Origin of the sequence: Cupriavidus metallidurans CH34 (assembly GCF_000196015.1) — a bacterium.
Lineage (GTDB): Bacteria > Pseudomonadota > Gammaproteobacteria > Burkholderiales > Burkholderiaceae > Cupriavidus > Cupriavidus metallidurans.
Genome location: NC_007974.2, coordinates 1,026,899 through 1,049,229 on the forward strand (window position 1 = coordinate 1,026,899; position 22,331 = coordinate 1,049,229).

At 65.8% G+C, this 22,331-nt stretch carries 22 protein-coding genes and 1 pseudogene; 10 read left to right on the plus strand and 13 right to left on the minus strand.

The window, feature by feature from the left end; all coding sequences use genetic code 11:
• The first annotated feature begins 28 nt into the window (after nucleotides 1-28).
• Nucleotides 29-910, plus strand: a complete 882-nt coding sequence (locus tag RMET_RS22835) for an NAD(P)-dependent oxidoreductase (RefSeq protein WP_011518902.1) — start codon at nucleotides 29-31, stop codon at nucleotides 908-910.
• A 77-nt stretch (nucleotides 911-987) separates the two neighbouring features.
• Here the strand turns inward: RMET_RS22835 and RMET_RS22840 are convergent, their stop codons facing one another.
• Nucleotides 988-1,746, minus strand: coding sequence for an IclR family transcriptional regulator (locus RMET_RS22840; protein ID WP_049799804.1), 759 nt, complete (start codon nucleotides 1,744-1,746; stop codon nucleotides 988-990).
• Between the two features lie 322 nt (nucleotides 1,747-2,068).
• Between RMET_RS22840 and RMET_RS22845 the strand changes: the two genes are divergently transcribed.
• Nucleotides 2,069-3,052 carry a tripartite tricarboxylate transporter substrate binding protein gene (locus tag RMET_RS22845; RefSeq protein ID WP_011518904.1) on the plus strand — a complete coding sequence of 328 codons (984 nt, stop codon included), beginning with the start codon at nucleotides 2,069-2,071 and terminating at the stop codon, nucleotides 3,050-3,052.
• Nucleotides 3,053-3,219: 167 nt separating this feature from the next.
• Nucleotides 3,220-3,738, plus strand: a complete 519-nt coding sequence (locus RMET_RS22850; RefSeq protein WP_080710370.1) for a DUF1697 domain-containing protein — start codon at nucleotides 3,220-3,222, stop codon at nucleotides 3,736-3,738.
• Nucleotides 3,739-3,846: 108 nt separating this feature from the next.
• Here RMET_RS22850 and RMET_RS22855 read toward each other — a convergent pair whose 3' ends face one another.
• The 10 genes from RMET_RS22855 to RMET_RS22900 form a co-directional block, all read right to left on the minus strand.
• Nucleotides 3,847-4,683 (minus strand): carbon-nitrogen hydrolase family protein, encoded by an 837-nt coding sequence (locus tag RMET_RS22855; protein WP_011518906.1) that lies wholly within the window; start codon nucleotides 4,681-4,683, stop codon nucleotides 3,847-3,849.
• Nucleotides 4,680-5,561 carry a serine hydrolase gene (locus tag RMET_RS22860; RefSeq protein ID WP_011518907.1) on the minus strand — a complete coding sequence of 294 codons (882 nt, stop codon included), beginning with the start codon at nucleotides 5,559-5,561 and terminating at the stop codon, nucleotides 4,680-4,682. Before RMET_RS22860 ends, RMET_RS22855 begins: the two co-directional genes overlap by 4 nt.
• 9 nt (nucleotides 5,562-5,570) lie before the next feature.
• On the minus strand, nucleotides 5,571-7,001 hold the full coding sequence (locus tag RMET_RS22865) for a hypothetical protein (RefSeq protein WP_017511058.1): 1,431 nt from the start codon (nucleotides 6,999-7,001) through the stop codon (nucleotides 5,571-5,573).
• A 114-nt stretch (nucleotides 7,002-7,115) separates the two neighbouring features.
• A complete protein-coding gene (locus tag RMET_RS22870) occupies nucleotides 7,116-8,105 on the minus strand; it encodes a Bug family tripartite tricarboxylate transporter substrate binding protein (protein ID WP_011518909.1) in 990 nt (329 codons plus the stop codon).
• 58 nt (nucleotides 8,106-8,163) lie between these two features.
• Nucleotides 8,164-9,597 carry an N-acyl-D-amino-acid deacylase family protein gene (locus RMET_RS22875; protein ID WP_011518910.1) on the minus strand — a complete coding sequence of 478 codons (1,434 nt, stop codon included), beginning with the start codon at nucleotides 9,595-9,597 and terminating at the stop codon, nucleotides 8,164-8,166.
• A 41-nt stretch (nucleotides 9,598-9,638) separates the two neighbouring features.
• Nucleotides 9,639-10,013 (minus strand): RidA family protein, encoded by a 375-nt coding sequence (locus tag RMET_RS22880; RefSeq protein ID WP_029309585.1) that lies wholly within the window; start codon nucleotides 10,011-10,013, stop codon nucleotides 9,639-9,641.
• Between the two features lie 63 nt (nucleotides 10,014-10,076).
• Entirely contained in the window at nucleotides 10,077-11,354 is a 1,278-nt protein-coding gene (locus RMET_RS22885) for a D-amino acid dehydrogenase (RefSeq protein ID WP_152560245.1), read from the minus strand.
• Nucleotides 11,355-11,447: 93 nt separating this feature from the next.
• Nucleotides 11,448-12,359 carry a LysR family transcriptional regulator gene (locus RMET_RS22890; RefSeq protein ID WP_029310035.1) on the minus strand — a complete coding sequence of 304 codons (912 nt, stop codon included), beginning with the start codon at nucleotides 12,357-12,359 and terminating at the stop codon, nucleotides 11,448-11,450.
• A 109-nt stretch (nucleotides 12,360-12,468) separates the two neighbouring features.
• Entirely contained in the window at nucleotides 12,469-13,764 is a 1,296-nt protein-coding gene (locus RMET_RS22895) for a hypothetical protein (RefSeq protein WP_011518914.1), read from the minus strand.
• Between the two features lie 64 nt (nucleotides 13,765-13,828).
• On the minus strand, nucleotides 13,829-14,800 hold the full coding sequence (locus RMET_RS22900) for a Bug family tripartite tricarboxylate transporter substrate binding protein (RefSeq protein ID WP_011518915.1): 972 nt from the start codon (nucleotides 14,798-14,800) through the stop codon (nucleotides 13,829-13,831).
• 140 nt (nucleotides 14,801-14,940) lie between these two features.
• Here RMET_RS22900 and RMET_RS22905 point away from each other — a divergent pair, with 140 nt between their 5' ends.
• The 6 genes and pseudogenes from RMET_RS22905 to RMET_RS22930 form a co-directional block, all read left to right on the plus strand.
• Nucleotides 14,941-15,831, plus strand: a complete 891-nt coding sequence (locus tag RMET_RS22905) for a LysR substrate-binding domain-containing protein (protein ID WP_011518916.1) — start codon at nucleotides 14,941-14,943, stop codon at nucleotides 15,829-15,831.
• A gap of 190 nt (nucleotides 15,832-16,021) precedes the next feature.
• On the plus strand, nucleotides 16,022-17,203 hold the full coding sequence (locus tag RMET_RS22910) for a CaiB/BaiF CoA transferase family protein (RefSeq protein ID WP_008647518.1): 1,182 nt from the start codon (nucleotides 16,022-16,024) through the stop codon (nucleotides 17,201-17,203).
• Nucleotides 17,204-17,269: 66 nt separating this feature from the next.
• Entirely contained in the window at nucleotides 17,270-18,013 is a 744-nt protein-coding gene (locus RMET_RS22915) for a FadR/GntR family transcriptional regulator (RefSeq protein WP_029309591.1), read from the plus strand.
• Entirely contained in the window at nucleotides 18,010-18,834 is an 825-nt protein-coding gene (locus tag RMET_RS22920) for an enoyl-CoA hydratase (protein ID WP_011518918.1), read from the plus strand. Before RMET_RS22915 ends, RMET_RS22920 begins: the two co-directional genes overlap by 4 nt.
• Before the next feature lie 80 nt (nucleotides 18,835-18,914).
• Entirely contained in the window at nucleotides 18,915-19,898 is a 984-nt protein-coding gene (locus RMET_RS22925; protein ID WP_011518919.1) for a Bug family tripartite tricarboxylate transporter substrate binding protein, read from the plus strand.
• 209 nt (nucleotides 19,899-20,107) lie between these two features.
• Nucleotides 20,108-20,605: pseudogene (locus RMET_RS22930) on the plus strand (PLP-dependent aminotransferase family protein); the annotation flags it as partial.
• A gap of 25 nt (nucleotides 20,606-20,630) precedes the next feature.
• Here the strand turns inward: RMET_RS22930 and RMET_RS22935 are convergent.
• Nucleotides 20,631-21,116 (minus strand): universal stress protein, encoded by a 486-nt coding sequence (locus RMET_RS22935; RefSeq protein ID WP_011518920.1) that lies wholly within the window; start codon nucleotides 21,114-21,116, stop codon nucleotides 20,631-20,633.
• A gap of 36 nt (nucleotides 21,117-21,152) precedes the next feature.
• Nucleotides 21,153-21,563, minus strand: coding sequence for a response regulator (locus tag RMET_RS22940; RefSeq protein ID WP_011518921.1), 411 nt, complete (start codon nucleotides 21,561-21,563; stop codon nucleotides 21,153-21,155).
• Between the two features lie 308 nt (nucleotides 21,564-21,871).
• Here RMET_RS22940 and RMET_RS22945 point away from each other — a divergent pair, with 308 nt between their 5' ends.
• Nucleotides 21,872-22,243, plus strand: a complete 372-nt coding sequence (locus RMET_RS22945) for a TraR/DksA family transcriptional regulator (RefSeq protein ID WP_011518922.1) — start codon at nucleotides 21,872-21,874, stop codon at nucleotides 22,241-22,243.
• The last annotated feature ends 88 nt before the right edge of the window (nucleotides 22,244-22,331 follow it).

Here is a 22,331-nt window from a genome sequence, read left to right on the forward strand (position 1 = left end):
AGTTTCCAGATCAGGAGCGCATCAAATCATGCAGGCAATCAAGACTATTGGATTTATCGGTGTTGGCGTCATGGGCGAGCCTATGTGCCGCCACCTGGCGCAGAAGAGCGGAGCGACCGTCCTCGCGTGCGACCGCGATGCCGCGCCGCTGGCGCGTCTGGCCGAATGCGGCGTGCGCGCTGCGACGATGGCAGAGGTCTCTGCGCAGGCGGACATCGTCTTCCTGTCGCTGCCCTCTGGCGAGGTGGTCGAATCGGTGGTGCTGGGCGAAAACGGCCTGCTGGCCGGTGGCCGCGCCGGTCAGATCATCGTCGACCTGAGCACGTCCACGATGAACACGGCACGCAAGGCTGCGGAGGCCATGGCGGCCAGGGGCATGAAGTTTGCCGATGCGCCGGTCATGCGCACGCGTGCAGCGGCCGAAGCCGGCACGCTGGCGGTGCCGGTGGGCGCTGACGACGCGCTGTTCGCGCTGGTTGCCCCGTTCATCCGCATGTTCGCCTCGGATGTCGTCCATGCCGGTGGCGTGGGCGCGGGGCAGGTCGTGAAGATCCTCAACAACATGGTGCTCTACGAGACCGTGCTCGCACTGTCTGAAGCGCGTGCGATCGGCGTGCGAGCCGGTCTTTCGCCGCAGGGGCTTTTCGAGGCGCTTTCCATTGGTTCGGCCGACAGCTTCGCGCTGCGCAATCACGGCATGAAGGCGATTGCGCCCCAGGTCTTTCCGGAGCGCGCATTCCCGGTGACCTACGCGCGCAAGGACATCAGCTATGCCGTAGCCCTGGCTGACCAATTGGGTGTGGAAGCCACTGGCGCGAAGAACCTGATGAACTGTCTCGATCAGGCCATCGAGGCTGGCCACGGCGACAAGTACGCACCGGCCATCAGCCTGGTATTCGAAGGCAAGTAACTCGGGGACGAAAGCGGCGGAAGTCGCTGGCGAGGGGGCTCTGGCCACGACGCAAAAACGTGGCCAGAGCGTGCCGATCAGGCGCGGCGCTTCGCGGCTTTTGGCGCATCCGGAGCGGCATCGTCCGGCCAGCGGCCACCGAGTGCCTGGGTTGCCCTGCTGGCCGCCTCGAGCAGCAGGTCCGTCATGCGGTTCACGGCGAGTTCGGAGAAGCGCTCGAGCGGACCGGACAGGGAGAGGGCGCCGAGCAGCGTATTGCCAGGCCCGAATACGGGACTGGAGATGGCGCCGCACAGCGGATCGCGCTCGCCGAACGAGGTGAACACCACCGGGGTGTCCGCGGTGGCGGGCGCTCCGGCGCCATAGGCAATCAGTACCTTGCCGGGCGCGCCCTTGCGCAGGGGGAGGACGTCTCCGACGCGCACGCGGTCGAGCGTGGAGTGGGAGGAGTCGATGCGCAGCAGGCAAATGCGGTTGTCCGGACCGTGCGGCACATGGAACGACGGGCTTTCGGTCCCTTTAGACACCAGCCATTCCATGACCGGATAGATGGCCTCCTGCAATCCGTGACTTGCCTCGAAGGCGCGCCCGAACAGGAAGGCCAGCGAGCCAAGCGTGTAGCGCTTGTCGGGCCGTTGCACGACCAGGCTGCTCCGTTCGAGCGAGGCCAGCAGACGTAGCAGCGTGCTCTTGTACATGCCGGTCGCCCGTGCCAGGTCGGCAAGGGTCTGCGGCGCGCCAGCCTGGGCCAGCGCAACAGCGATGGCAAATGCGCGGTCGACTGCCGCAACACCGTCGGTTTGACCTGCAGCCGCGTCGGGAGGAGTTTGCAACATGTCTGAAGTGGAAGAAGTGAAAAGACAGGGTCGGCGGGCTACATAGCGCTGGCTGCCGACTGGCTGCCATGGGCTCAACAGAATACCGGTTCTGCCGCAAAGGCACGTTGCCTCGTGGCGGCCGCAAATTTTAGCTTGGCGCGCTCCCGTAGTGGACGACTTCTGATCCATTATTCGGCTAGAATTCTGTTCAGAAGAATAAATATTCCGTTCGACGGAACAAGACGGCTGGATCGCGGGCTCCATGGCTGAGTGGCGTTCCAGTTGTTTTTGAACAGGCGATACCCATCGCCCACCGCAAGAAGCAGTTAGGAGACTTAGGATGAATATTCGCAATCGGGTCGCAGGCTTGCTCGCCTGTCTTGGCGTGCTTTCCGTTTCGGGCACTGGGGCCGCGAATGCGGCGGACGCCCCGGCATTTCCGACCAAGCCGGTGTCGATCGTGGTGCCGTACGCCGCCGGTGGCGCCACCGACATCATTGCCAGGCTGATCGGCAAGCGCCTGGGCGAAGTGTGGAAGCAGCCCGTCGTCGTCGTGAACAAGCCCGGCGCTGGGACTGTGCTCGGCGCGGGCTTCGTGGCGAAGTCTCCGGGCGATGGCTACACCCTCTACATGACGACCGCGGCCCATACCATCAGCAGTAGCCTGTATCGGTCCCTTCCCTACGACCCGGTCAAGGACTTCGCCCCGATCAACCTGTCGGCGATTGTCCCGCTGGTGCTCGTGGTCGGACCGACCGTCCCCGCCAAGGATCTCCCCGAACTGCTGGCGTACGCGCGCAGCCATCCGGGCGCGACGTATGCCTCGCCCGGTAACGGTTCACCGCAGCATCTCGCGGGCGCGCTGTTCAAGTCGAAGGCTGGTCTGGAGCTGACGCATGTCCCCTACAAGGGCGATGCGCCGATGCTGTCCGACCTGATGGGCGGGCAGGTGCAGATGGCGTTCGTCACGCTGTCATCGGCGCTGCCGCATATCAAATCCGGCAAGCTCCGCGCGATTGCGCTGGCCCATTCGAAGCGCAGCCCGACGTTGCCGAGTGTGCCGACGTTTACGCAGGCTGGCCTGCCGTTCCAGGCGGCCACGTGGTTCGGTCTCTTCAGCCCGGCGACCATGCCGCCCGGCCTGCGTCAGAAGATCAACGAGGACGTGACGCGCATCGTGGCGGAGCCCGCCACGCGTGCCAGCATCGAGGACCTGGGCGGCGACGCGGTCAACGAAGGACCGAAGGAGTTCTCGGCATTCATCGATAGCGAGAGCAAGCGTTGGGCCGAAGCGGTGAAAGTTTCCGGCGCGCAGGTCGACTGATTCGTCGACTGATCCGACAATTGATCTGATACTCGGCGGGCATCGCATGCAACGGGCGATGTCCCGCGCCTTTAGTGGCGCGACGCCGCCGGAAGTGGGCCTGGTGGGCGTAGACTGCGTGTCACGCCATTCGTGAGCGGCTGCCCGGCAGCCATCAAGAGATCACCATGCCCCGATACGTCGCCTTTCTTCGCGGTGTCAGTCCGATGAACGCCCGGATGCCCGAGCTTAAGCATTGCTTCGAAGCAGCGGGTTTCTCCGAGGTTCGGACGTTGTTGTCCAGCGGGAACGTCGTGTTCGACGCGCGTTCGGCGTCCACCACAGCGCTGGAGCGACGCGCCGAGAAGGCCATGCACGCCGAGTTGGGTCATAGCTTCGGCACGTTCATTCGGCCCGCCGGCTATCTCCGGGACCTGATCGAGGCCGATCCATTTGCCGAGTTTGACCTGGCGCCCGGGGCCAAGCGGGTCGTCACCTTTCTCCGCAGTCCGGTGGCGCCCGAAATCACACTGCCAATCGAGCGCGATGGCGCCAGCATCATCAAGGCCAGCGCGGCGGAAGTCTTCAGTGCATATTTGCCGGATCCGAAGAAAGGACCGGTATTCATGACGCTGCTTGAGCGCTCGTTCGGGAAGGACATCACCACGCGCACGCTTGACACCGTTATCAAGTGCGCGCGGGCCTAGAGTCACGATCAAAGCGATTCTGGCGTACTTGTACTGTCCGCAGCCGGGCGTTCAGCCAGAGCCGCTTCGCCCCAATTTGATGGCGTCTCTTGGACGCGGGGCCAGGGCTCAGCCTGAGTTCTGAATGCCGCCGAAGTACAGATCCGTGCGTCGATGCTCCCATGCCGGAAGCGCCTCGCGCAGGCCGGCCACGCGCTCTGTATCGAGTTCGGCGGTGATGAAGCCGGTGGTGTCCGGCATACAGGCCAGCACGGTGCCCCAGGGGTCAATGATCATGCTGCGCCCCAGGCAGGGCAGGGCGGGTCCCGGGCCGCCGATCTGCGCGGCGGCAATCACGTAGCACTGGTTTTCGATGGCACGGGCCCGCAGCAGCGTCTCCCAGTGGTCGCGTCCGGTGTGCACGTTAAAAGCGGCGGGCACCAGCAGCACGTTGGCGCCGCGTGCGCGCAGGGTCCGGTACAGCTCGCCGAAGCGCAGGTCGTAGCAGATGCTCAGACCCAGGGTCAGGCCGGCAGCGTCCACGGTATGCAGGCCGTCCCCCGGCGCGAAGTCGGCTGACTCGCGATAGGGTTTGCCATTCACCACGGCGTCGTACAGGTGCACCTTGCGATAGCGTGCGGCAATGCCACCATCTGGCGCGAACGTGATGCCGCTATTGCCGAGGCGGGTCTCGCCTGGCAGGCGTTCATGCATCGAGCCCAGATGAATCCAGCAACCGGTGCGTTGCGCCAGCGAGGAGATGTGCTCGGAGACCGGGCCCGGAACCGCGCTGGCGGCCGCCTGTAGCGCGTTGGCATCGCCGCGGACATCGCTGTACTCCGGCGTAACGATCAGTTTCGCGCCGTCCGACGCGGCGGCAAGAATCCAGTGTTCGAGTGCCGCCAGGTTAGCCTCGCGGTCCTGCCGGCTGTCGATCTGGATGGCAGCGACTTTTATCCGCATCATTCCGCTCCGTTCTCGTCTTGCTGCGCGGCAAGCGCCTGCGCCACGATCCGCGCCGCTTCGGCCAGCCATTGCGCGCCATCGCCACCGTGCAGCGTCTGCGCGGTGCGCGCGTCGGTGAAACCGTCGGCCAGTACGGCCAGCACGACGCTGTAGGCGCCTACGGTCAGAATGCCGGCGTCGTGACGAAGGCCGGGCAACTGTCCGGTCTTGTTGGCCAGCATGGCACCGGCTGGCAGCGCCGCGCCGAAATGGGCGCGCTCGCGCTGATCGGCCAGCAGCCCTAGTGCGAAGTCACGCAGCGGGGCTGGCAACGATCCATCGCGCAGCAGCCAGCACAGCGGGGCCGCAGCGTCGCTGGCGCTCGTGAAGTTGTCCAGCCCTGCGGCGCGCGCGGCGGCGTCCATCATGCGACGCTGCAGCCGCGTCTGCCCGAGTCCCGCGCGATCGCACCAGTCGTTCACGCCCTCGAAGCCGAGCAATTCGATCAGCGCATTGGTCGCCAGGTTGTCGCTCAGCACGATCATCAGCCGCACCAGTTCCGCCAGCGTCAGGCTCTGGACACTGGGCAATTGGCTGAGGATGCCAGTACCGCCCACGCGCTCGAGTCCGTCCAGAGAGAAGCGTTGCTCAAGCTGCAGATGACCCTGCGCCACCTGTTCCAGCAGCGTGAACAGGATCGGCAGCTTGATGATGCTGGCCGATGGCTGCACGCGCTCGGCCTCGCGCTCCAGCACCACCTTGCCATCGGCAAGCCGCAGGCTGATCGCGACGCGTGCCTGCGTGCCGGCCAGCAGCGGTGCCAGCGCGGTTTCTACCCGCGCGCGAAGCGCGGCCGCATCGGGAATCCGGCTACCTAGCGGAAATGCCACGAGTTCCATATCGCCTCCTCAGACCAGCAAGAAGAACAGCCCAGAGAACAGACAGAGATTCACGATGATCACCGCCCAGCCGTTGTAGAGCATGTACTTTAGCTGGGTCGAACGGGCCAGGCCCATCTGGCCGAACATGTCGGAGGTAGGGAAGGGGCCGAACCAGTCGATCTGCGAGCTGCCAAGGATCACGGCGGTGGTGGCCGCGGGGCCGACGCCGGCGGCGGCCAGCAGCGGGCCGAAGATCTTGGCCGTGAAGGTCATCTGCGCGACTGCCGCGCCGGGGATGTGTCCGATCACGTTGAACCACAGGATGATCACGCACAGCATGGCGCCGCCGATGCCTGCCAGGTGCGGGCTGGCGATATCGAGCAGTGCGTGGTAGGCGTTGAGCTTGTCCACCAGCACCAGCACGGGGTTGAACAGCCAGAACAGGAAGAAGATCCAGATCAGCTTGCCTGCGCCGGCATACATCGCCTGCAGGATGGCACGCGGACCCATGCCGCCGGCCAGGCCGGTGGTGGCGGCCAGCGACACCATGACGATGATGGCGAAGGCAAAGCCGGCCTTGACGATCACGCCGGCCGTGGCCAGCCCGATGATGGTCAGGCAGAACGCCCATGCGGCGCGTACTGCCGTGCGCGGTGGCGTGGCGGACAGGTCGAACGCGGCGATGCCGTTCTTGGCTTCGTCGTACTGGTGCTCGGCCTCGGTCATCTTCTGGATGCGGCCCGACATGAACCAGCCGCTGGCGAGCGTGGCCGCCGCCATCGGGATGCCGGCCACCATCAGGTATTCCGGGTAGCTCAGGCCGGTCAGCCCCAGCACGGTCACGACGTTGGGCGTGAACGGTCCGAGCACCAGGCCGGCGGAACCCGCGGTCTGGAACAGCGCGGCCACCGCCGGCGGCGACAGGCGCACCGCCGCGGCGATCGGGATCACCACGGCGGCAATGATGGCGTTACCGCCGGCCAGCGTGCCCAGCGCGCCGCAGATCAGCGTGGAGGTGACCATGATGCCGAGGCGCACGCGTACCTGATTGGACAAGCCGATACGCCGCACAATGGCGCGCACCAGTTGCTCGGCGGCGCCCGTGCGCGAGGCCACTTCGCCCACGCCGGCGCCCAGCACGATGATCAGGCCGACAACCGCGATAAAGGAGCCGAGCGAGTCGGCCAGCAGTTTGCCCATGCCCACCGGCGTCGTGCCGGTCATGATCGCGCCGAGCACGATGGCGGCGATGGTCGACAGCACGATGTCAACGCCGAGCAGCGCGATGATGGCGAACACGAGCACGGGCGTCAGGCCCCAGAGGCTCGTCTCGCCGGGCATGGCCAGGTGCGTGTACAGGGCGATTGCCAGACCCGCCACGAACACCGCGATCGCCGCGATGCGCCGGCTCGGCTGCAGGTCTGAGGAAGTGGGGGCTTTGCTTGCTACTGATGTCATGTGACGGCTCCTGCCTGCTCTCGTCTTATCTTTGTGTTGTCTTGTATTGCTGGACGGGCAGGCCTCTGCCGGCGCTGCCCGCTCCCGTCCCTGTGCCTGCGATGTTTGCGAGGCTTACTGCGGCGTGATGCCAGCCTTGCGGATCACCGTGCCCCAACGCTCGTATTCCTGACGGATCTGGCGGGCAAAGGCATCCGGCCCGACCGAGACCGGGAAGGCGCCGGCATCGACAAGGCGCTGCCGCGTGTTGGCATCGGCCAGCGCCGCCTGGAAGGCCTCCACCAGGCGGGTGCGAACCTCCGGCGGCAACTTTGCCGGCGCTACCACGCCATACCAGGCGCTGACGTCATAGTCCTTGTAGCCCTGCTCGGCGAAGGTCGGGACGTCGGGCAGCTTGTCGTTGCGTTGCGTGCCGGTGATGGCGAGCGCGCGCAGCTTGCCCGCCTTGATGAATGGCAGGGACGACGGGAAGTTGTCGAAGATGACCTTGACGTTGCCGCCGATTGCATCGTTGAGCGCCGGCGCCGAGCCCTTGTAGGGCACGCTGATCATGTTCGCGTCGTTGAGTTGCAGGAACCAGGCCATGCCGAGGTCGTTGATGCCTCCGGCACCGGCGTTGGCGTAGCTTTCCTTGCCGGGGTGCTTCTTCGTGTAATCCACGAACTCCTTCAGCGTGCGGGCCGGGAAGCCGGGGTGCACGCTGAGGATGTTGGGGCTGCTGACCAGATTGACGACCGGCGTGAAGTCCTTGACCGGGTCATAGGGCGGCTTGGCCAGCAGATGCGGCGCGGTGCCGTGCGTGCTGACCGTGGCGAGGCCGAGCGTGTAGCCATCGGCCTTGGCGCGCGCCACTGCATTCATGCCGATCGTGCCGGCCGCGCCGACGCGGTTGTCGACCACGATCTGCTGGCCCAGGATCTCCGAAGCCTTGCTGGCAACGATACGCCCCACGACGTCGGTCGGACCCCCGGCGGAAAAGGGGATGACCAGCGTGATCGGCCGGTCGGGATAGGCGGCGTGCGCCAGCGTGGCGGTGCCCAGCGCGATGGCGCCGAGGACGGGCGCCAGAAGGAAGTGTCTGCGTTTCAAGTTGGGTCTCCTCATGATTCTTGTCAGGATGGATGTTGTCGGGGGCGGCGGGCCGGTAGTCGGGTCGTCCGGCTCAGTGGCGCAGGAACTGTCCGGCGGCAGCGCCGGTGGCGCCATCCGGGCCCCAGACCTGCACGCCGTTGACATAGACCGCTTCGATGCCGGCCGACGGCTCGCACGGCTGCGTGTAGTCGGCGCGGTCGATCACCTGTTCGGGATCGAACAGCACCAGATCGGCGGCGTAGCCCACTTCCAGCACCCCACGCCCGGGCAGACCAAAGACCGAGGCTGGCAGCGACGTCATGCGGCGCACGGCGTCTTCGAGCGTCAACAGGCCCAGTTCGCGGGCGTAGTGGCCGAGCACGCGCGGAAAGCTGCCCCAGAGCCGTGGGTGCGGGTAAGGGCCGGGAATGCCATCCGAGCCGATCATCGTGCGCGGGTGAGAGAGCACGCGGCGCAGGTCGCCCTCATCCATCTGGAAATAGATCGCGGTGGCCGGTCCGAGCCGGGCGGCAGCTTCCTCCAGCGATACATTCCAGTCGGCGGCGATGGCCGACAGGTCCCGGCGTGCCTGCTCGGGATACGGCTGCGAACTCGTGACGATGATCCGTTCCGCCTCGCCGACGAACTCGGGCAGCAGCACCGTGGAGCTGGCCGTGTAGGGGTAGACGTCGAGGGATACGTCCTGGGTGGCCAGCGCCTTGTCGATCAGGCTCAGGGTGACGGTGGTCTTGCCGAAGTTCTTGCGCCCGATGCATTTGTGGTGCGAGATCACGACAGGTAGCGCGGCTTCGCGGCCGATCTCCAGCGTTTCGCCAACGGCCTCGATGACCTGGTCGCGCTCGCTGCGCATATGGGTGGTGTAGATCGCGCCCGGGTGACGCGCGGTCACGCGCGCCAGGGCCACCACTTCGGCGGTTGGCGCCGCGCGGCTTGCCGGATAGCTGAGGCCGGTGCTCATGCCCAGGCCGCCATCGCTCAGCGCCTGGTCGAGCATCGCGGCCATCGCCTCGATTTCCTCGGCGGTGGCGGCACGCGTGGTATCGGTCATCGCGCCCGCGCGCAGCGTGCTGTGGCCCACCAGCAGACCGACGTTGACGCTGGGTGGCGAGGCCTCCAGCGCGCGCCGGTAGTCGGCGACGGAGGGAAAGCGGTAGTCCGAGACCTCGCCCAGCAGCATCAGCGGCTGCGGCAGGCCGTGGGTCGGTGTTAGCGGCGCGATGCTGATGCCGCAGTTGCCGGCAATCACGCTCGTCACGCCCTGGCTGGTCTTGGCCGCCATTGCAGGCGTGCTGAGCAGGGCGCTGTCATCGTGCGTGTGCACGTCGATGAAGCCGGGCGCCAGCACATGGCCGGTTGCGTCGACGGTACGCGCGGCCTGCCAGCCGGAGCAGTCACCGAGCGCGACAATGCGTCCGTCCGTCACGGCCAGTGCGCCGGTACGACGTGTGGCGCCGGTACCATCGATCAACGTGGCGTTGGTGAACAACAGGTCGCAGGATGGCATGGGATCAGTCCTTCGGAGATAAGCGTTGGCGCGGGGGCGACTCAGCCGAGTGCCGCGTAGGCGAGGATCTCGACTAGCATCTCGGGCCGCCCGAAACCCACGGTCACGATGGCCGCGCGGTTGGGATAGGGTGCCGGAATCATCTCCGCATAGACCCGGTTGAAGACGGCGAGATCGGCACGGTCGGTCACGTAGACGATGACCTGGGTCAGGTCGGCAAGGCTACCACCGGCCGCATCCAGCGTCTGCTTCAGGTTCTGCAGCGTCTGGCGCGCCTGCGCTTCCATGCCGCCTTCCACCACGTTGCCGTCGGCGCCGGTCGGGATCTGCGTGGTGAACAGGATGCCGTTGCCCAGTACCGCCCATTCGACGGGAGCAGCGGATCGAGGCAGGCCGGTATCGATGATCTGTTTCATGGTGTGTTGCGGGTATCGGTGTGAGGGGAAGCGATGTTGGCCCGGCATCAGCGCGTCAGCGCATTAGCGCATCAGCGCGAACGCCGATGCATCCAGCGACGAGGGGCGGCCGGCCATGGCGTCGGCGAGCAGCGCGGCGCTGCCGCAGGCCAGCGTGAAGCCCAACGCGCCATGACCGGTGTTGAGCCACAGGTTGTCGTACGGCGTGGCGCCGATCAGCGGCTTGCTGTCGGGCGTGGCAGGACGGCCGCCGCACCACGAGGTTGCCGCGTCGAAGTTTGCGCCGTCCGGGAAGGTTTCGCGCGCCTGCCGGGCCAGCAGGGCGACGCGACGTGCATCGGCACGCGGATGGCGGCCAATCAGGTCAACCATGCCGGCGATGCGCAACCGCTCGCCCAGACGGGCGTAGACCACCTTGTAGTGCAGGTCCGTCACGCTGATGGCAGGGGGATGATGGTGGCCCGGTTGCGTCGGCGCGGTCAGGCTGTAGCCGGTCAGCGGATACAGTGGCAACGTCACGCCAAGCGGCGCCAGCATCGGCACGCTTTGCATGCCGGCAGCGACCACGAAGGCATCGGCCTCGATGTCACCCGCATCGGTGCGCGCGGCCACCACGCGTCGCCCTGCGTGCCGCAGCCCCGTCACCCGCGTACCGCAGCGGAAGCTCGCGCCGAAACGGCGCGTGGCGGCCGCGGCCAGGCCAACGGTGAAAGCATGGCAGTCACCAGCTTCCTCGCTAGGGGTGTGGATGCCGCCGGCCAGCTTGTGCTGCACCGATGCTAAGGCCGGTTCGAGCGCCACGCAGGCCGCGGCGTCCAGCGCCTGCTGGCGGCTGCCAAGCGAGGCCTGATATTCCAGTTGCCGCCGGGCGCCGTCGAAGGCAACCGGATCGCGATACACCACCAGCTTGCCGTTGCGCTGATAGTTGAAGTGCAGCGCCTCGCGCTCGACCAGTTCATGCACGCCATCGCGGCTGAGCTGGCCCAGCCCGAGCAACTGCGCGGTGACTTTCTTGGCCACGCCGGTGCGGCAGGCACGCAGGAACTCGAGGCACCAGGTCCACTGGCGCCAATCAAGGCGAGGAACGAAACGCAGGGGCGAGTTGCGGTCGAGCAGCCATCCCGGCAGCTTGGGCAGCACGGCCGGGTCGGCCAGCGGCGCCACGTAGCTGTAGCTGAGTTGCGCGCCATTGGCCAGGCTGGTTTCCTGTGCCAGTTCGTCGCGCGCTTCCAGCAGGGTAACGGTATGCCCCTCGCGCGCCAGATAGTAGGCGCTCGCGACGCCAACCACTCCGCCACCCAGTACGCATACCCGCATGTTTCTCTCCCCAACCTTGAAAATGACCTGCCGCCCGCAACTGCGGGCAAGGCGACAGTGTTGACGAGAGCGGGGTAGGGTTCAAATGACCTTTAGCGCATACCCTATAACCTGAGGTTATTCAGGCCGGCCCGGCAGCGCCGCCTCGAACTGGGATCCGAGGATCGCCAGCAGGGTGTCGTGGGCGTGCGAGGACGCCGCGCCGTCCGCGTAGATCGCGGCCACGCCCACCGACAGGGCGGGCTCCAGCGGGCGGATCAGCAGTTCCTCGCCGCTAGCGCGCTGCGAGAACTGTGCCGTGAAATGGTCGACCAGAGCGTAGCCGACGCCGCACTCCGCCAGCGCGGCGGCCACGTAATAGGTACGCGCCTCGATCATCGGCGTGCGCTCCTCCAGCCCGAGATCGCGGAAGGCCTGGGCGATCAGGCCACCCAGCGGGTCGCTGTTGCCGATGCCGATCCAGTGCTGATCGTCGAGCGCGGCCAGTTGCACCGGCCCATGCGGCGGTGCGTTCGAGGCGGGGCCGAGGTAGACGACTTCCGCTTGCCCGAGAGCGCTCGATGTCACGCCCGGGCGCGGGGCCGGGTCGAAGACCACGGCGATGTCGAGTTCGCGCGACATCACCAGGCCTTGCAGTTCGTCGCCATGCCGTGTCTCGATTTCCAGCGAGACGCCGGGGCAGCGCTGGCGAAACTCTCGCACCGCCTGCGGGATCAGGCTCAGGCCCAGGCTCGGCAGGCAGCCAATGCGCAGATGGCCCTCGGGATGGCGTCGCAGGTTGCGCGCGAGCTGGCGCACGTTCTCCAGGTTAGCGAACAGATGCACCGTTTCGGCGTGCAGCAGTTGCGCCTCGCGCGTGGGCAGCAGCCGGCCGTGCGCGCGGGTGAACAGCTTGAAGCCGAGGTCGCGTTCCGCGTGGGCCAGCACCTTGCTGGCCGCGGGCTGGGAGATGAAGAGCAGTTCGGCGGCCCGGCTCAGCGAGCCGGTACGCATGACCGCATGGAAGATTTCAAGGTGACGCAGGCGCATGGCGCGGGGGCTGGATCGACGGCATTGCGCCGCAGTGTAGCGGACAAGTGGCCGAAATACCCCCGTTACCGCCGTTACCCCCGTTTTGGGCAATGCTTTCGGCCGATGCTTACGCGGGATCGACCAGCGAGGCGACATCCAGCGCATACATCTGCCGGTTGCCGTCGTGGATCGAGTCAATGCACACGCGCTTGCCATCGCGGCTCCAGCGCGGGTGCAGGTCGCAGCGGTTTTCCTTCTTCAGCGTCGGGCTCGTGTAGAACGAACCGATGTCGTGGCGCACGCCACTGGGCACGTGATACAGAAACAGGATGCGCTCATTGGTCTGCGCGTCTGGGTAGGTATCACTGAGCAGCCAGTCGGGATGCGTGCGGGAGAACGTCATATGGCCGTTCTCGGTCAGGACGTCGGCCCCGATCACCGTGACCTCGCCGTCCGCGCGGTCCTCGTACAGGTGATAGTGGATGCTGCCGGCGTGCGGGCCCCAGACGATGATGTGGGTGTCGTCCTTCCACAGCGGATGCGAGATCTGGTACTCCGATTTCTCGTAGTCGAAGGTACCCACCGCATTCGGATCGAAATCTGCCGCCAGTTGCGGCAGCGGGTGGTCCGAGCATTCGAGCAGCCGCATATCGGTGCCATCAGGGTTCACGGTGATCAGCCGATGCAGGAAGCAGGTCTCGTCCTCGACCCGCTCCGTCCAGCGGTGCAGGAACAGCACGCGCGACGACGACGGATTGATTTCGATATGGCTGACCCAGTGGATTGCCTTGTCCATCGATGGGACCGGATGGAAGTTGCGCAGTGCGTCGTAGCTGACGATCAGCCGGGACATGCCGGTCGCAAGGTCCATCACATGGATGCCATCGCTCGCGGGGGCCAGATCCAGTTGGGGGAGGGCCCGCAGCGAAGCCTCGTCGCTGTAGCCGATGGTCTGGTGCGTGACGTAAAGCCTGCGGTAATCGACGCACAGCGCGTAGCGGCTGTCCGGCGCCACCACGTAGACCGGCATCGGCAGCGGGCGCGAAACACCGCTGGCGACGTCATGGATGACCGCGCCGAGGCACGGATAGAAGGCGGATTCGTCGTCGGTGCGGCAGTTGTAGATCAACTGCCTGCCGGGCGCGCCATCGAGCCACTGCAGTTGAGCGCCCATCTGCCAGTTCCATGCGGTGGTCTGGCCGACCTTCTGGAAGCGGTCGTCGTCCTGGGTATCGAAGAAGCCGATCTCGGCGATGAGGCCGGGGTGCAGGTCCGCATCGGCCATCGGCACGCGCTGCGTCAGCACGTAGCGGTCGGTGCGATCCCAGGTGCTCTTGTTGTAGTAGCCGAAGAAGTGATGGAGCTCGCCGTCACCCAGCCGTCGGCACGGCAGGGGATGGTGTTCGATCTTGTCGTGATGCATGGTCAGCCGGCTTGATGGGCGTGGAATCGGTATGAGGTTGGCGTTGTGGTTATTGGGCTGTCGATTATTGGGCGGTCAGCCGGGCTTTGGCGATGACCTGGTCCCAGCGGGCTTTCTCGCCGGCAATGAATGTCGTGGCGGCGTCGCGGGTGTTGCCAACCGGCGTCATGCCCTGCTCGGCGAGCGCCGAGCGGAATTCCTGCGATGCGACGATCGAGCGGATGTCGGCATTGAGCTTGTCGGCGATCGCGTCGGGCACTTTCGCGCTGACCGCGACAGTGGTCCAGGATGTGGCAACGAAGTTCGGCACGCCGGCCTCGGCGGCCGTTGGCACCTGCGGCAAGGCTGGCAGCCGGGTCTTGCCGGTCACGGCCAGCGCGCGCAACTTGCCCGAGCGGATGTACCCGAGCGTGGTCGGCGGGTTCTCGAACATCATGTCGATCTGCCCGCCCAGCAGGTCGGCGATGGCCGCGGAGCTTCCCTTGTACGGCACATGGGTCAGATGCGCGCCGGTGGTGACCTTGAACAGTTCGCCAATCATGTGCACCGACGATCCGACGCCGGCCGAGCCGAACGTCATGCCATCCGGGCGCTTTGCCGCCGCGTCGACGAGTTGCTTGAGGTTCGTTACCTGGATGCTCGGGTTGACCAGAACGACGTGCGGCATCTCCGCGAGCACCGTCACCACCTTCAGGTCTTTCGACGGGTCGTAGTTCAGTTTCGGATACGTGCCATAGGTGGCGTGCAGGCCGATAGAGCCAAGCAGCAGCGTGTAGCCGTCGGGTGCGGCGTCGGCTACGGCCTTGCCGCCGATATGACCGCCCGCGCCGGGGCGGTTCTCCACGACCACCGGCTGGCCGTACAGCTTGCCAAGCTTGTCCGCCAGCATCCGCGCCTGCAGGTCCGAGCTGCCGCCCGCACTGAATGGCACGATCAGGCGCAGTGCGTGGTCGGGGTATGCGGCATGCGCGATGGCCGGCACGACCGTGCCCAGCAGCGCGGCAATGAGGGGCAGGCAACGGGAAAAGCGTGGCATTCGATGTCTCCGGGATGTTCTGTGCGTGTCTACGATGGCAGGAGTGTAGGCGCGGGCAGCCATGCCGGATAATTCAAATTTGCGCGGACCCTATACGCCGCTGATATACACTCGGTGACCCCCCATCGAAGCCAGTCCATATGCCGCGCGCGCCAAGTTTCCGTGAAATCGAGGTCTTTCGCGCCGTGATGCTGAGTGGCACGACAACGGCCGCCGCCGCCATGCTGCACACCACGCAGCCGTCGGTGAGCCGGGTGCTGGCGCAGATGCAGACCGGTACCGACCTGAAACTGTTCGATATGGAAAAGGGCAGGCTGCGGCCCACGCCCGAGGCGCAGCGGCTGTTCGAAACCGTACAGGGGCATTTCCAGGGGTTGGCGCGTATCGGGCAGGAGGTCCATCTGCTGCGCCGTTCCGGTACGGGCCTGCTTCGGCTCGGCTGCACGCCGACGCTTGGTCTGGGGCCGATGCCCGGTATCGTGGCGCGCTTTATCGAGCGGCATCCCGATGTATCGGTGGACCTGCAGACCGTCGGCAGCCACCAGCTTGGCGAAGGGCTGCTGCACGGACGATTCGATCTGGTGCTGGCCACGGGGCGGCTCGACCATCCCCAGTTCGATATCCGCGTCATGCACCGGTCACCCGCCGTATGCGTGATGCATCCCGGGCACGTCATGGCATCGCGGCGGCGGATTCGCGCGGCGGACCTGTCGGGCCAGCGGCTGCTGACCCTGAACGCGGACGACGAACTCAGTGTCGCGCTCTGGCAGGCGCTGCAAGAAGCCGGGGCGGAACCGGCCGCGACGCTGCAAACCACTTATTCGAGCACGATCTGCCGGCTTGCGGCCGAGGGTGCCGGCATCGGTATCGTCAATCCGTACGCCGCGCGCGTGTTCGGCCAGGCCCTGACGGTGGTGCCGCTGGTGCCGGCGATCGCCGTGGAGGTGCGCCTGGCTCATGCGGGCCATCTCGCCAGTTCGCGGCTGACGGAGGTCTTTGCCAGCCTGGTGGCCGAGGGGCTCGGGGCTTAGGCGTCCTGACGCAGAGCGGGCCGGGCGCGCCTCGGCCATCTTTGCATTCCCTTTCCTGATTCGATCTGCAAACCAGCCATGAGCGGGTTAACCCCGTTTGCTCCCTCTTGTTTTATAGATAGGATGTCCAACATCCTACTTAACAACATCGGCAATCCGCGAACGCCGAGCAAAGACATTGGAGACAACTGTGGGATCTGGACCGCTTTCCCGCTTCACCGTGCTGGACCTGACGCGCGTGCGTTCGGGCCCGGCTGCCGTGCGTCAGTTTGCTGACTGGGGCGCGAACGTCATCAAGATCGAAGAGCCGGGGCTGGCGCCCGACGACCGGCCCGGTGGCTCGGCGCAGGTGGCCGACTACCAGAACACGCATCGCAACAAGCAGAGCATCACGCTGAACCTCAAGCATCCCGAAGGTCGCGCGTTGTTTCTTGACCTCGTGCGCAAGGCCGACGTGGTGGTGGAGAACTACCGTCCCTCGGTGAAATTCAAGCTCGGCATCGACTACGAGTCGCTGCGCAAGGTGAATCCGCGCATTGTCTACGGCAGCGTTTCCGGCTTCGGCCAGGATGGGCCGTATCACGACCGTCCGGGCCTGGACCAGATTGCGCAGGGCATCTCGGGGATGATGTCCGTGACTGGCGAACCCGGGCGGGGACCGATGCGCGCGGGCATACCGGTTGCCGATCTGACCGCGGGCCTGTTCTGCGCGATCGGCGTGATGGTGGCATTGCTGGAGCGCGAGGTGTCAGGGCAGGGGCAATGGGTACAGACCTCGCTGCTGCAGTCGCAGCTGTGGATGATGGATTTCCAGGCAATGCGCTGGCTGATGAATGGCGAAGTGCCGGGCCAGAGCGGCAACGATCACCCGACCAGCAGCCCGACCGGCGTCTTCCCCACGGCGGACGGTCACATGAACATCGCCGCCATGGGCAACGACATCTTCGCCCGCCTTTGCAACGTACTGGGCGCGCCCGAACTGGTGCAGGACGAGCGGTTCCGGACCGTGCCGCTGCGCGCGCGCCATCGCGCGGCACTGGGCGCGGAGATTGCCGAACGCACCCGTACCCGCACGACGCAGGAATGGATCGCGCGCATGAACGAGGAAGGCGTGCCATGCGGCCCGATTCTCAATATGAAGGAAGCATTCGCCGATCCGCAGGTGGAGCATCTGCGCATGAGCCAGCCCATCGATCATCCGACGCTCGGGCCGATTTCGGTCGTAGGCCAGGCGGTGACGCTGAGCCGCACGCCGATGGGGAAACTGGCGCCGGCTCCGGAAAGCGGGGAACACAACCTTGACGTCTATCGCGCCTTGCTTGGTCTGGACGCGGCGAAGGTCGAGGCGCTCGCCGCGCAGGGTGTCATCTGATTGGGCGCTAACATATCCGGCATGAATGTCCCCGACACCGGGGCGCAAGACATGACGGAGATTCAGATGAAGGCCCCATTCGATACCGAAGCCCGCGGATTCACGAGCCTGCGCCGGCCAGACAACCTGCCCGACGAGATCGCGCACCAGATTCGCCAGCGCATTCTCAACGGCTCGCTGGCGCATGGCCAACGGTTGCCCACGGAGCACGAACTGGCCACGGCGTTCGACGTGAGCCGCAACGTCGTGCGGGAGGCCATCGCCCGGCTGAAACTGTCGGGCTACGTGGAAACGCGGCGCGGCACCGGCTCGTTCGTGGCCCACGGTATTGGGCAGCGCAATTTCGAGATCGTCACCGATGAACTGATGGAGAAGGATGCGCTCGAGCATGTCTTCCAGTTGCGGGTCGAGATCGAATCGGGCGCGGCGGCGCTGGCGGCGATGTATCGCACTGATACGCAACTCGAGGCATTGCGCGTCGCGCTGGCGAAGGTCGACGAATCGGGCGGGGACCTGGAGAAGGGCACGGATAGCGCGCTCGATTTCCACCTTGCCGTGGGTAACGCCACCAACAACCCGTACTTCATCCGGTTGATGGCGCATCTGAGCCATGTATTGCACGACGCCGTGCGTACGCTGCGAACCGGATCGACGGGGACGGCGCGTATCGCGGAAGTCGAAAACGAACACCACGCCATCTTCGATGCCATCGCAGCTGGCGATGCGGAAGCGGCACGCACGGCCATGCGCCGGCATTTGACCAACGGAATCGAACGACACCGGGCCAGACGGCCAAGAAAGGCAACATGAACAGCACACGCATTCTGGAAGGCGAAATTACCGATGCCTTGCTCGTGGATAAGCGGGGCAACACAGGCTGGATCACCTTCAACGATCCCGGGCGCCACAACGCTGTCTCCTTCGATATGTGGGCGGCGGTGCCCAAGGCGCTGGCAGCATTCGAGCAGGACGACGACATCCGCGCGGTCGTGCTCACCGGCGCTGGCGAACGCGCTTTCGTGAGCGGCGCCAACATTTCCCAGTTCGACAAGCTGCGCTCGGGCGACGAAGCCGTGGCGGCCTACGAGCAGGTTGCAGAGGCCGCGCAGCTCGCGCTCTACGACTATGCCAAGCCCACGCTGGCACGCATCAAGGGTTATTGCATTGGCGGTGGGATGAACATCGCGCTGTGCTGCGATATCCGGATCGCATCGGCCGACAGCACCTTCGCGATTCCGGCTGGCAAGCTCGGGCTCGGGTACCGGCTGACCGCTATCCGCAACCTGGTGACCACGGTCGGGGCGGCCAATGCGCTCGAGATCTTCCTGACCGCGAACCGCTACGCGGCTGCCGAAGCCAAGGCCCTCGGACTGATCCATCACGTGACCGATACACCGGATGCGGCGGACCTCGATGCCGCGCTCCAGGTCCGCCTCGACCAGATCGCCGCGAATGCGCCGCTGACGCTGCGCGCCGGCAAACGCATGATCCGCCAGTTGCAGCAGCTTGGTCCGGAAGTCGACATCGCGGCCATGCAGCAACTGGTCATGCAGTGTTTCGCCAGCGACGACTATCGCGAAGGCAAGCGCGCCTTCGCTGAAAAACGCAGCCCGGTTTTCACCGGGAAGTAGCGCGCGTCCCGGGAGACCACGGCTCCCGGCAGTATCGCCGCGCCGGACGTGGCGAACATATAAAACTACAGGAGACATGTATGAACAAGAGGCCGATTCTTGCTCTTGCAGCGGCGATGATCGTGGGCGGGTTGGGCACGGCGCAGAATGCTGCCGCGCAGTATCCGCAGCAGCCCGTCAAGATCGTCGTGGGCTACGCGGCTGGCGGCACCACGGACATCCTGGCACGGGCCCTGGCCGAGCAACTGGCTGCCGAGCTGAAGCAATCGGTGATCATCGAGAACAGGCCCGGCGCGGCCGGCAATGCCGCCGCCGCGTACGTGCAGCAATCCGCGCCCGATGGCTACACGCTGTTCATGGCGACGGTGTCGAGCCACGGCATCAACCCGGCCCTGTACAAGAAATCGCTTGGCTACGATCCGGTCAACGGATTTGCGCCCATCAGCATGGTGGCATCGATCCCGCTGGTGCTGATCACGACCCCGAACCTGCCGGTGAAATCGGTGCCCGATCTGGTGGCGCTGGCCCGGAAGAAACCGGGTGAGCTGAACTATGCGTCGAGCGGGAACGGATCGCCGGTGCACCTCGCAGGCGCCATGTTCGCCCAGGGTGCAGGTGCCAAGCTTGTGCATGTGCCGTATCGCGGCGGCGCGCTTGCCAATACGTCGGTGATTGCCGGCGAGACGCAGATGAGCTTCGCGACGTTGCCTGGCGCGTTGCCTCAGGTCAAGGCCGGCCGACTGCGGGCCATTGCAGTGACCACCCGGGACCGGTCCGCGCAACTGCCGGATGTTCCCGCCATGCGTGAAGTACCGGGGTATGGCAACTTCGAGATCAATACCTGGAACGCGCTGCTGGCCCCGCGCAATACGCCGCAGCCGATCATCGATTCGCTGAACAAGGCAATTGGCAAGGCAATGGCCTCGCCAAAGCTGGTGCAGCGCTTCAATGACGAGGGCGCGACGCCCGTCGCCAGTTCCCCGGCCGATCTCGGGCGGTTTATCCAGGCGGAACTGGCCAAATGGGCGGGTGTCGTGGGTGAACTGAACGTGAAGGTCGACTGACGGCGCCGGGGACAAAGGGGGGACATCACCCCCTTTGTCTTCCCCCGCCCATCGTCCCTACCCCGATCCCACCCAGAATCAACCCCATCGCCACGATGAGCTGCAGCGAGATGGGTTCGCCGAGCGCGATCGCCGAACACGCCACGCCGAACACCGGCACCCCGAGCAGGCCGAGCGATGTCGTGGCCGCGGGCAAGGTCCGGTTGACGGTGTTCCCGGCGCTGCGGATCGGTTTCATGGTGGTCCCGCCGGCATTGGCGCCGGTGATCCACCGTACGGCCGGCGCGCTCATGCTGCGCGGACGAGTGGCCGAGCAACTCGCGCTGGCATCGTTTATCGAGGCAGGGCATTTCACGCGCCACCTCAGGCGGATGCGGCAACTCTACGCCGCCCGGCGTGCCGCGCTGCACGATGCGATGACGCGCCATCTGCACGGGCTGGTGACGGTTTCGGGAGGCGCGGGCGGCATGCACCTTTCCGCCCGACTGGACGTGCCGGTGGCCGATACCGAAGTCAGCCGCATCGGCCGCGCGCAAGGGCTGGTGCTGCGCCCGCTGTCGAGGTTCTGTCTGCCGGGCTCGGCACCGGACTACAACGGCCTGGTGCTCGGATACGGGGGCGTGCCGGCGGAGCGGATGGATGGTCTGGCCCGCCAGATCCGGGATGTCATCGAAAGGGCCTTGCTGGAAGCGCGGGAGGGGCGGTGAGTCCCGTCCCGCGCGTCCCACAGCCTTACTTCTGGGCGACCGGGCGTTCAGCGGTCCTGGCGGGGGAGTCGTCACGCACCAGGACAACGGGGACCGGGCAATCGCGTGCCAGGCTTTCGGCGACGCTGCCAAGCAGCATGCGCTTCAAGCCGTGCCGGCCATGCGTGCCGATGACGACGATATCGGCGCTGCACCTTCGCGCATAGCCGTTGACGCGGTCCGCGATGTTGCCCATCGTCGCCAGATCGTCGATCAGGGTTTCGTGATGCTCGAGCCCGGCAGCCCCGGCGATCTCGCCAGCTTCCTTGAGAAGCGATTCGCCGGCTGCCGTCAACTGTGGGCGTAGCTCGGTGAAATCGCCATAGCCGAAGTCGTACTGCAGGAAGCTGTAGTCGATGACGTGCAGGATCTCGAGCTTTGCGTGAAACGCGCTGGCAAGGCCGACGGCTTCGTTCAGGGCGCGACGCGCGCAGGGGCTATCGTCGACGGCGACAAGAATGTGCTGGTGCATGATGGGCGTCCTTGCGGTCAGTAGGAATTCAGGGGGTTATCGTTGCCGGTGTTGCCGTGCCGTGCTCGCCATGGCGAGCAGCAGGTTGCGTAGTTCCACAATCTCGAGCGTCTTGTCGAAGCAGTGGGCCACGCCAGCCATCAGGCACGCGCGGCGCATCTGCGGTGTGCCCTCGTTGGCCAGCACGATCAGCGTGCTGGCCGGCAAGGCGATCGCGAGCGCGCGGATTCGCGGCAGAGGTGTGTTCTCCGTGGCGTTCAGGCCGATCAGCACGACGTCCGGCTGGAGGTCTACCAGTTCCGTTTGATGGGCTTGCGCATCGTGTCCGGCGCCGGCCACACGTAGACCGTCCAGGGACGCCAGCAGGCGCAACTGCCTGCGCCTGACAGACGGCGTTCTTTCGACCAGATACACAGTCAGTCGGTCGGTGTTGGTACGCGAAATCATCGGGCGAGTATCGCGTCCGCCGATCGCTCGCGAAAGCAGGGTGCACTGAGAGTGTCGTCAGTCGTATCGCGTGGATTGTCAGGTTTTTCTGACGGAGCAGGCTGCATGCGTGCGTAACGGGCGGATAGCGCCCCTTCATGCCTCCGCGATGCCTGCCAGGCAGTCGCGGCGCTGGCAATATGTCACCAGTGTCACCGGATACCGCCGTCATTCTTGATCTGGGAGCAGATGGATACGCACGTCGAGGCATATCTTGAAAAGATGCCCCTTGGGCATTTTGCTTCTCACACCCTACAAGGAGCCCCTCCATGAATGCACTGACTTCCGCACAATTTGCCACCTTGGCCGCAATGCTCGACGTAGAAGAAGCCCGCGCGCGTGCCGCACTGGGTACCGGCGCCACGCCGCGAGCGCCGCTGGAGCGGCAGGATCCGGGCGACAAAACGGACGTCGCGGATCGGGAGATCGGTCAGCGGCAGGCCGATGCGATGCGCGAGCATTACCGCGTGGAACTGGAAGACATCGCGGCCGCGCGCGGCAGGATGACGCTCGGCTCCTATGCGATCTGCCGCGAGTGCGAGGAGCCGATTCCATTCGAGCGACTGCAGGCATACCCGACGGCCAAACGGTGCACGGCCTGCCAACGTGAGCACGAGCAGAAGCGTGGCGGCGGGTTCTAAGGGTCAGCGAGCACCGATTCGCCTGGCAAACCTTGCCTGCGGTTCTCTTCAGTCGTACCGCTGCTCCGCGCCGGACTTCAGCGGGTCG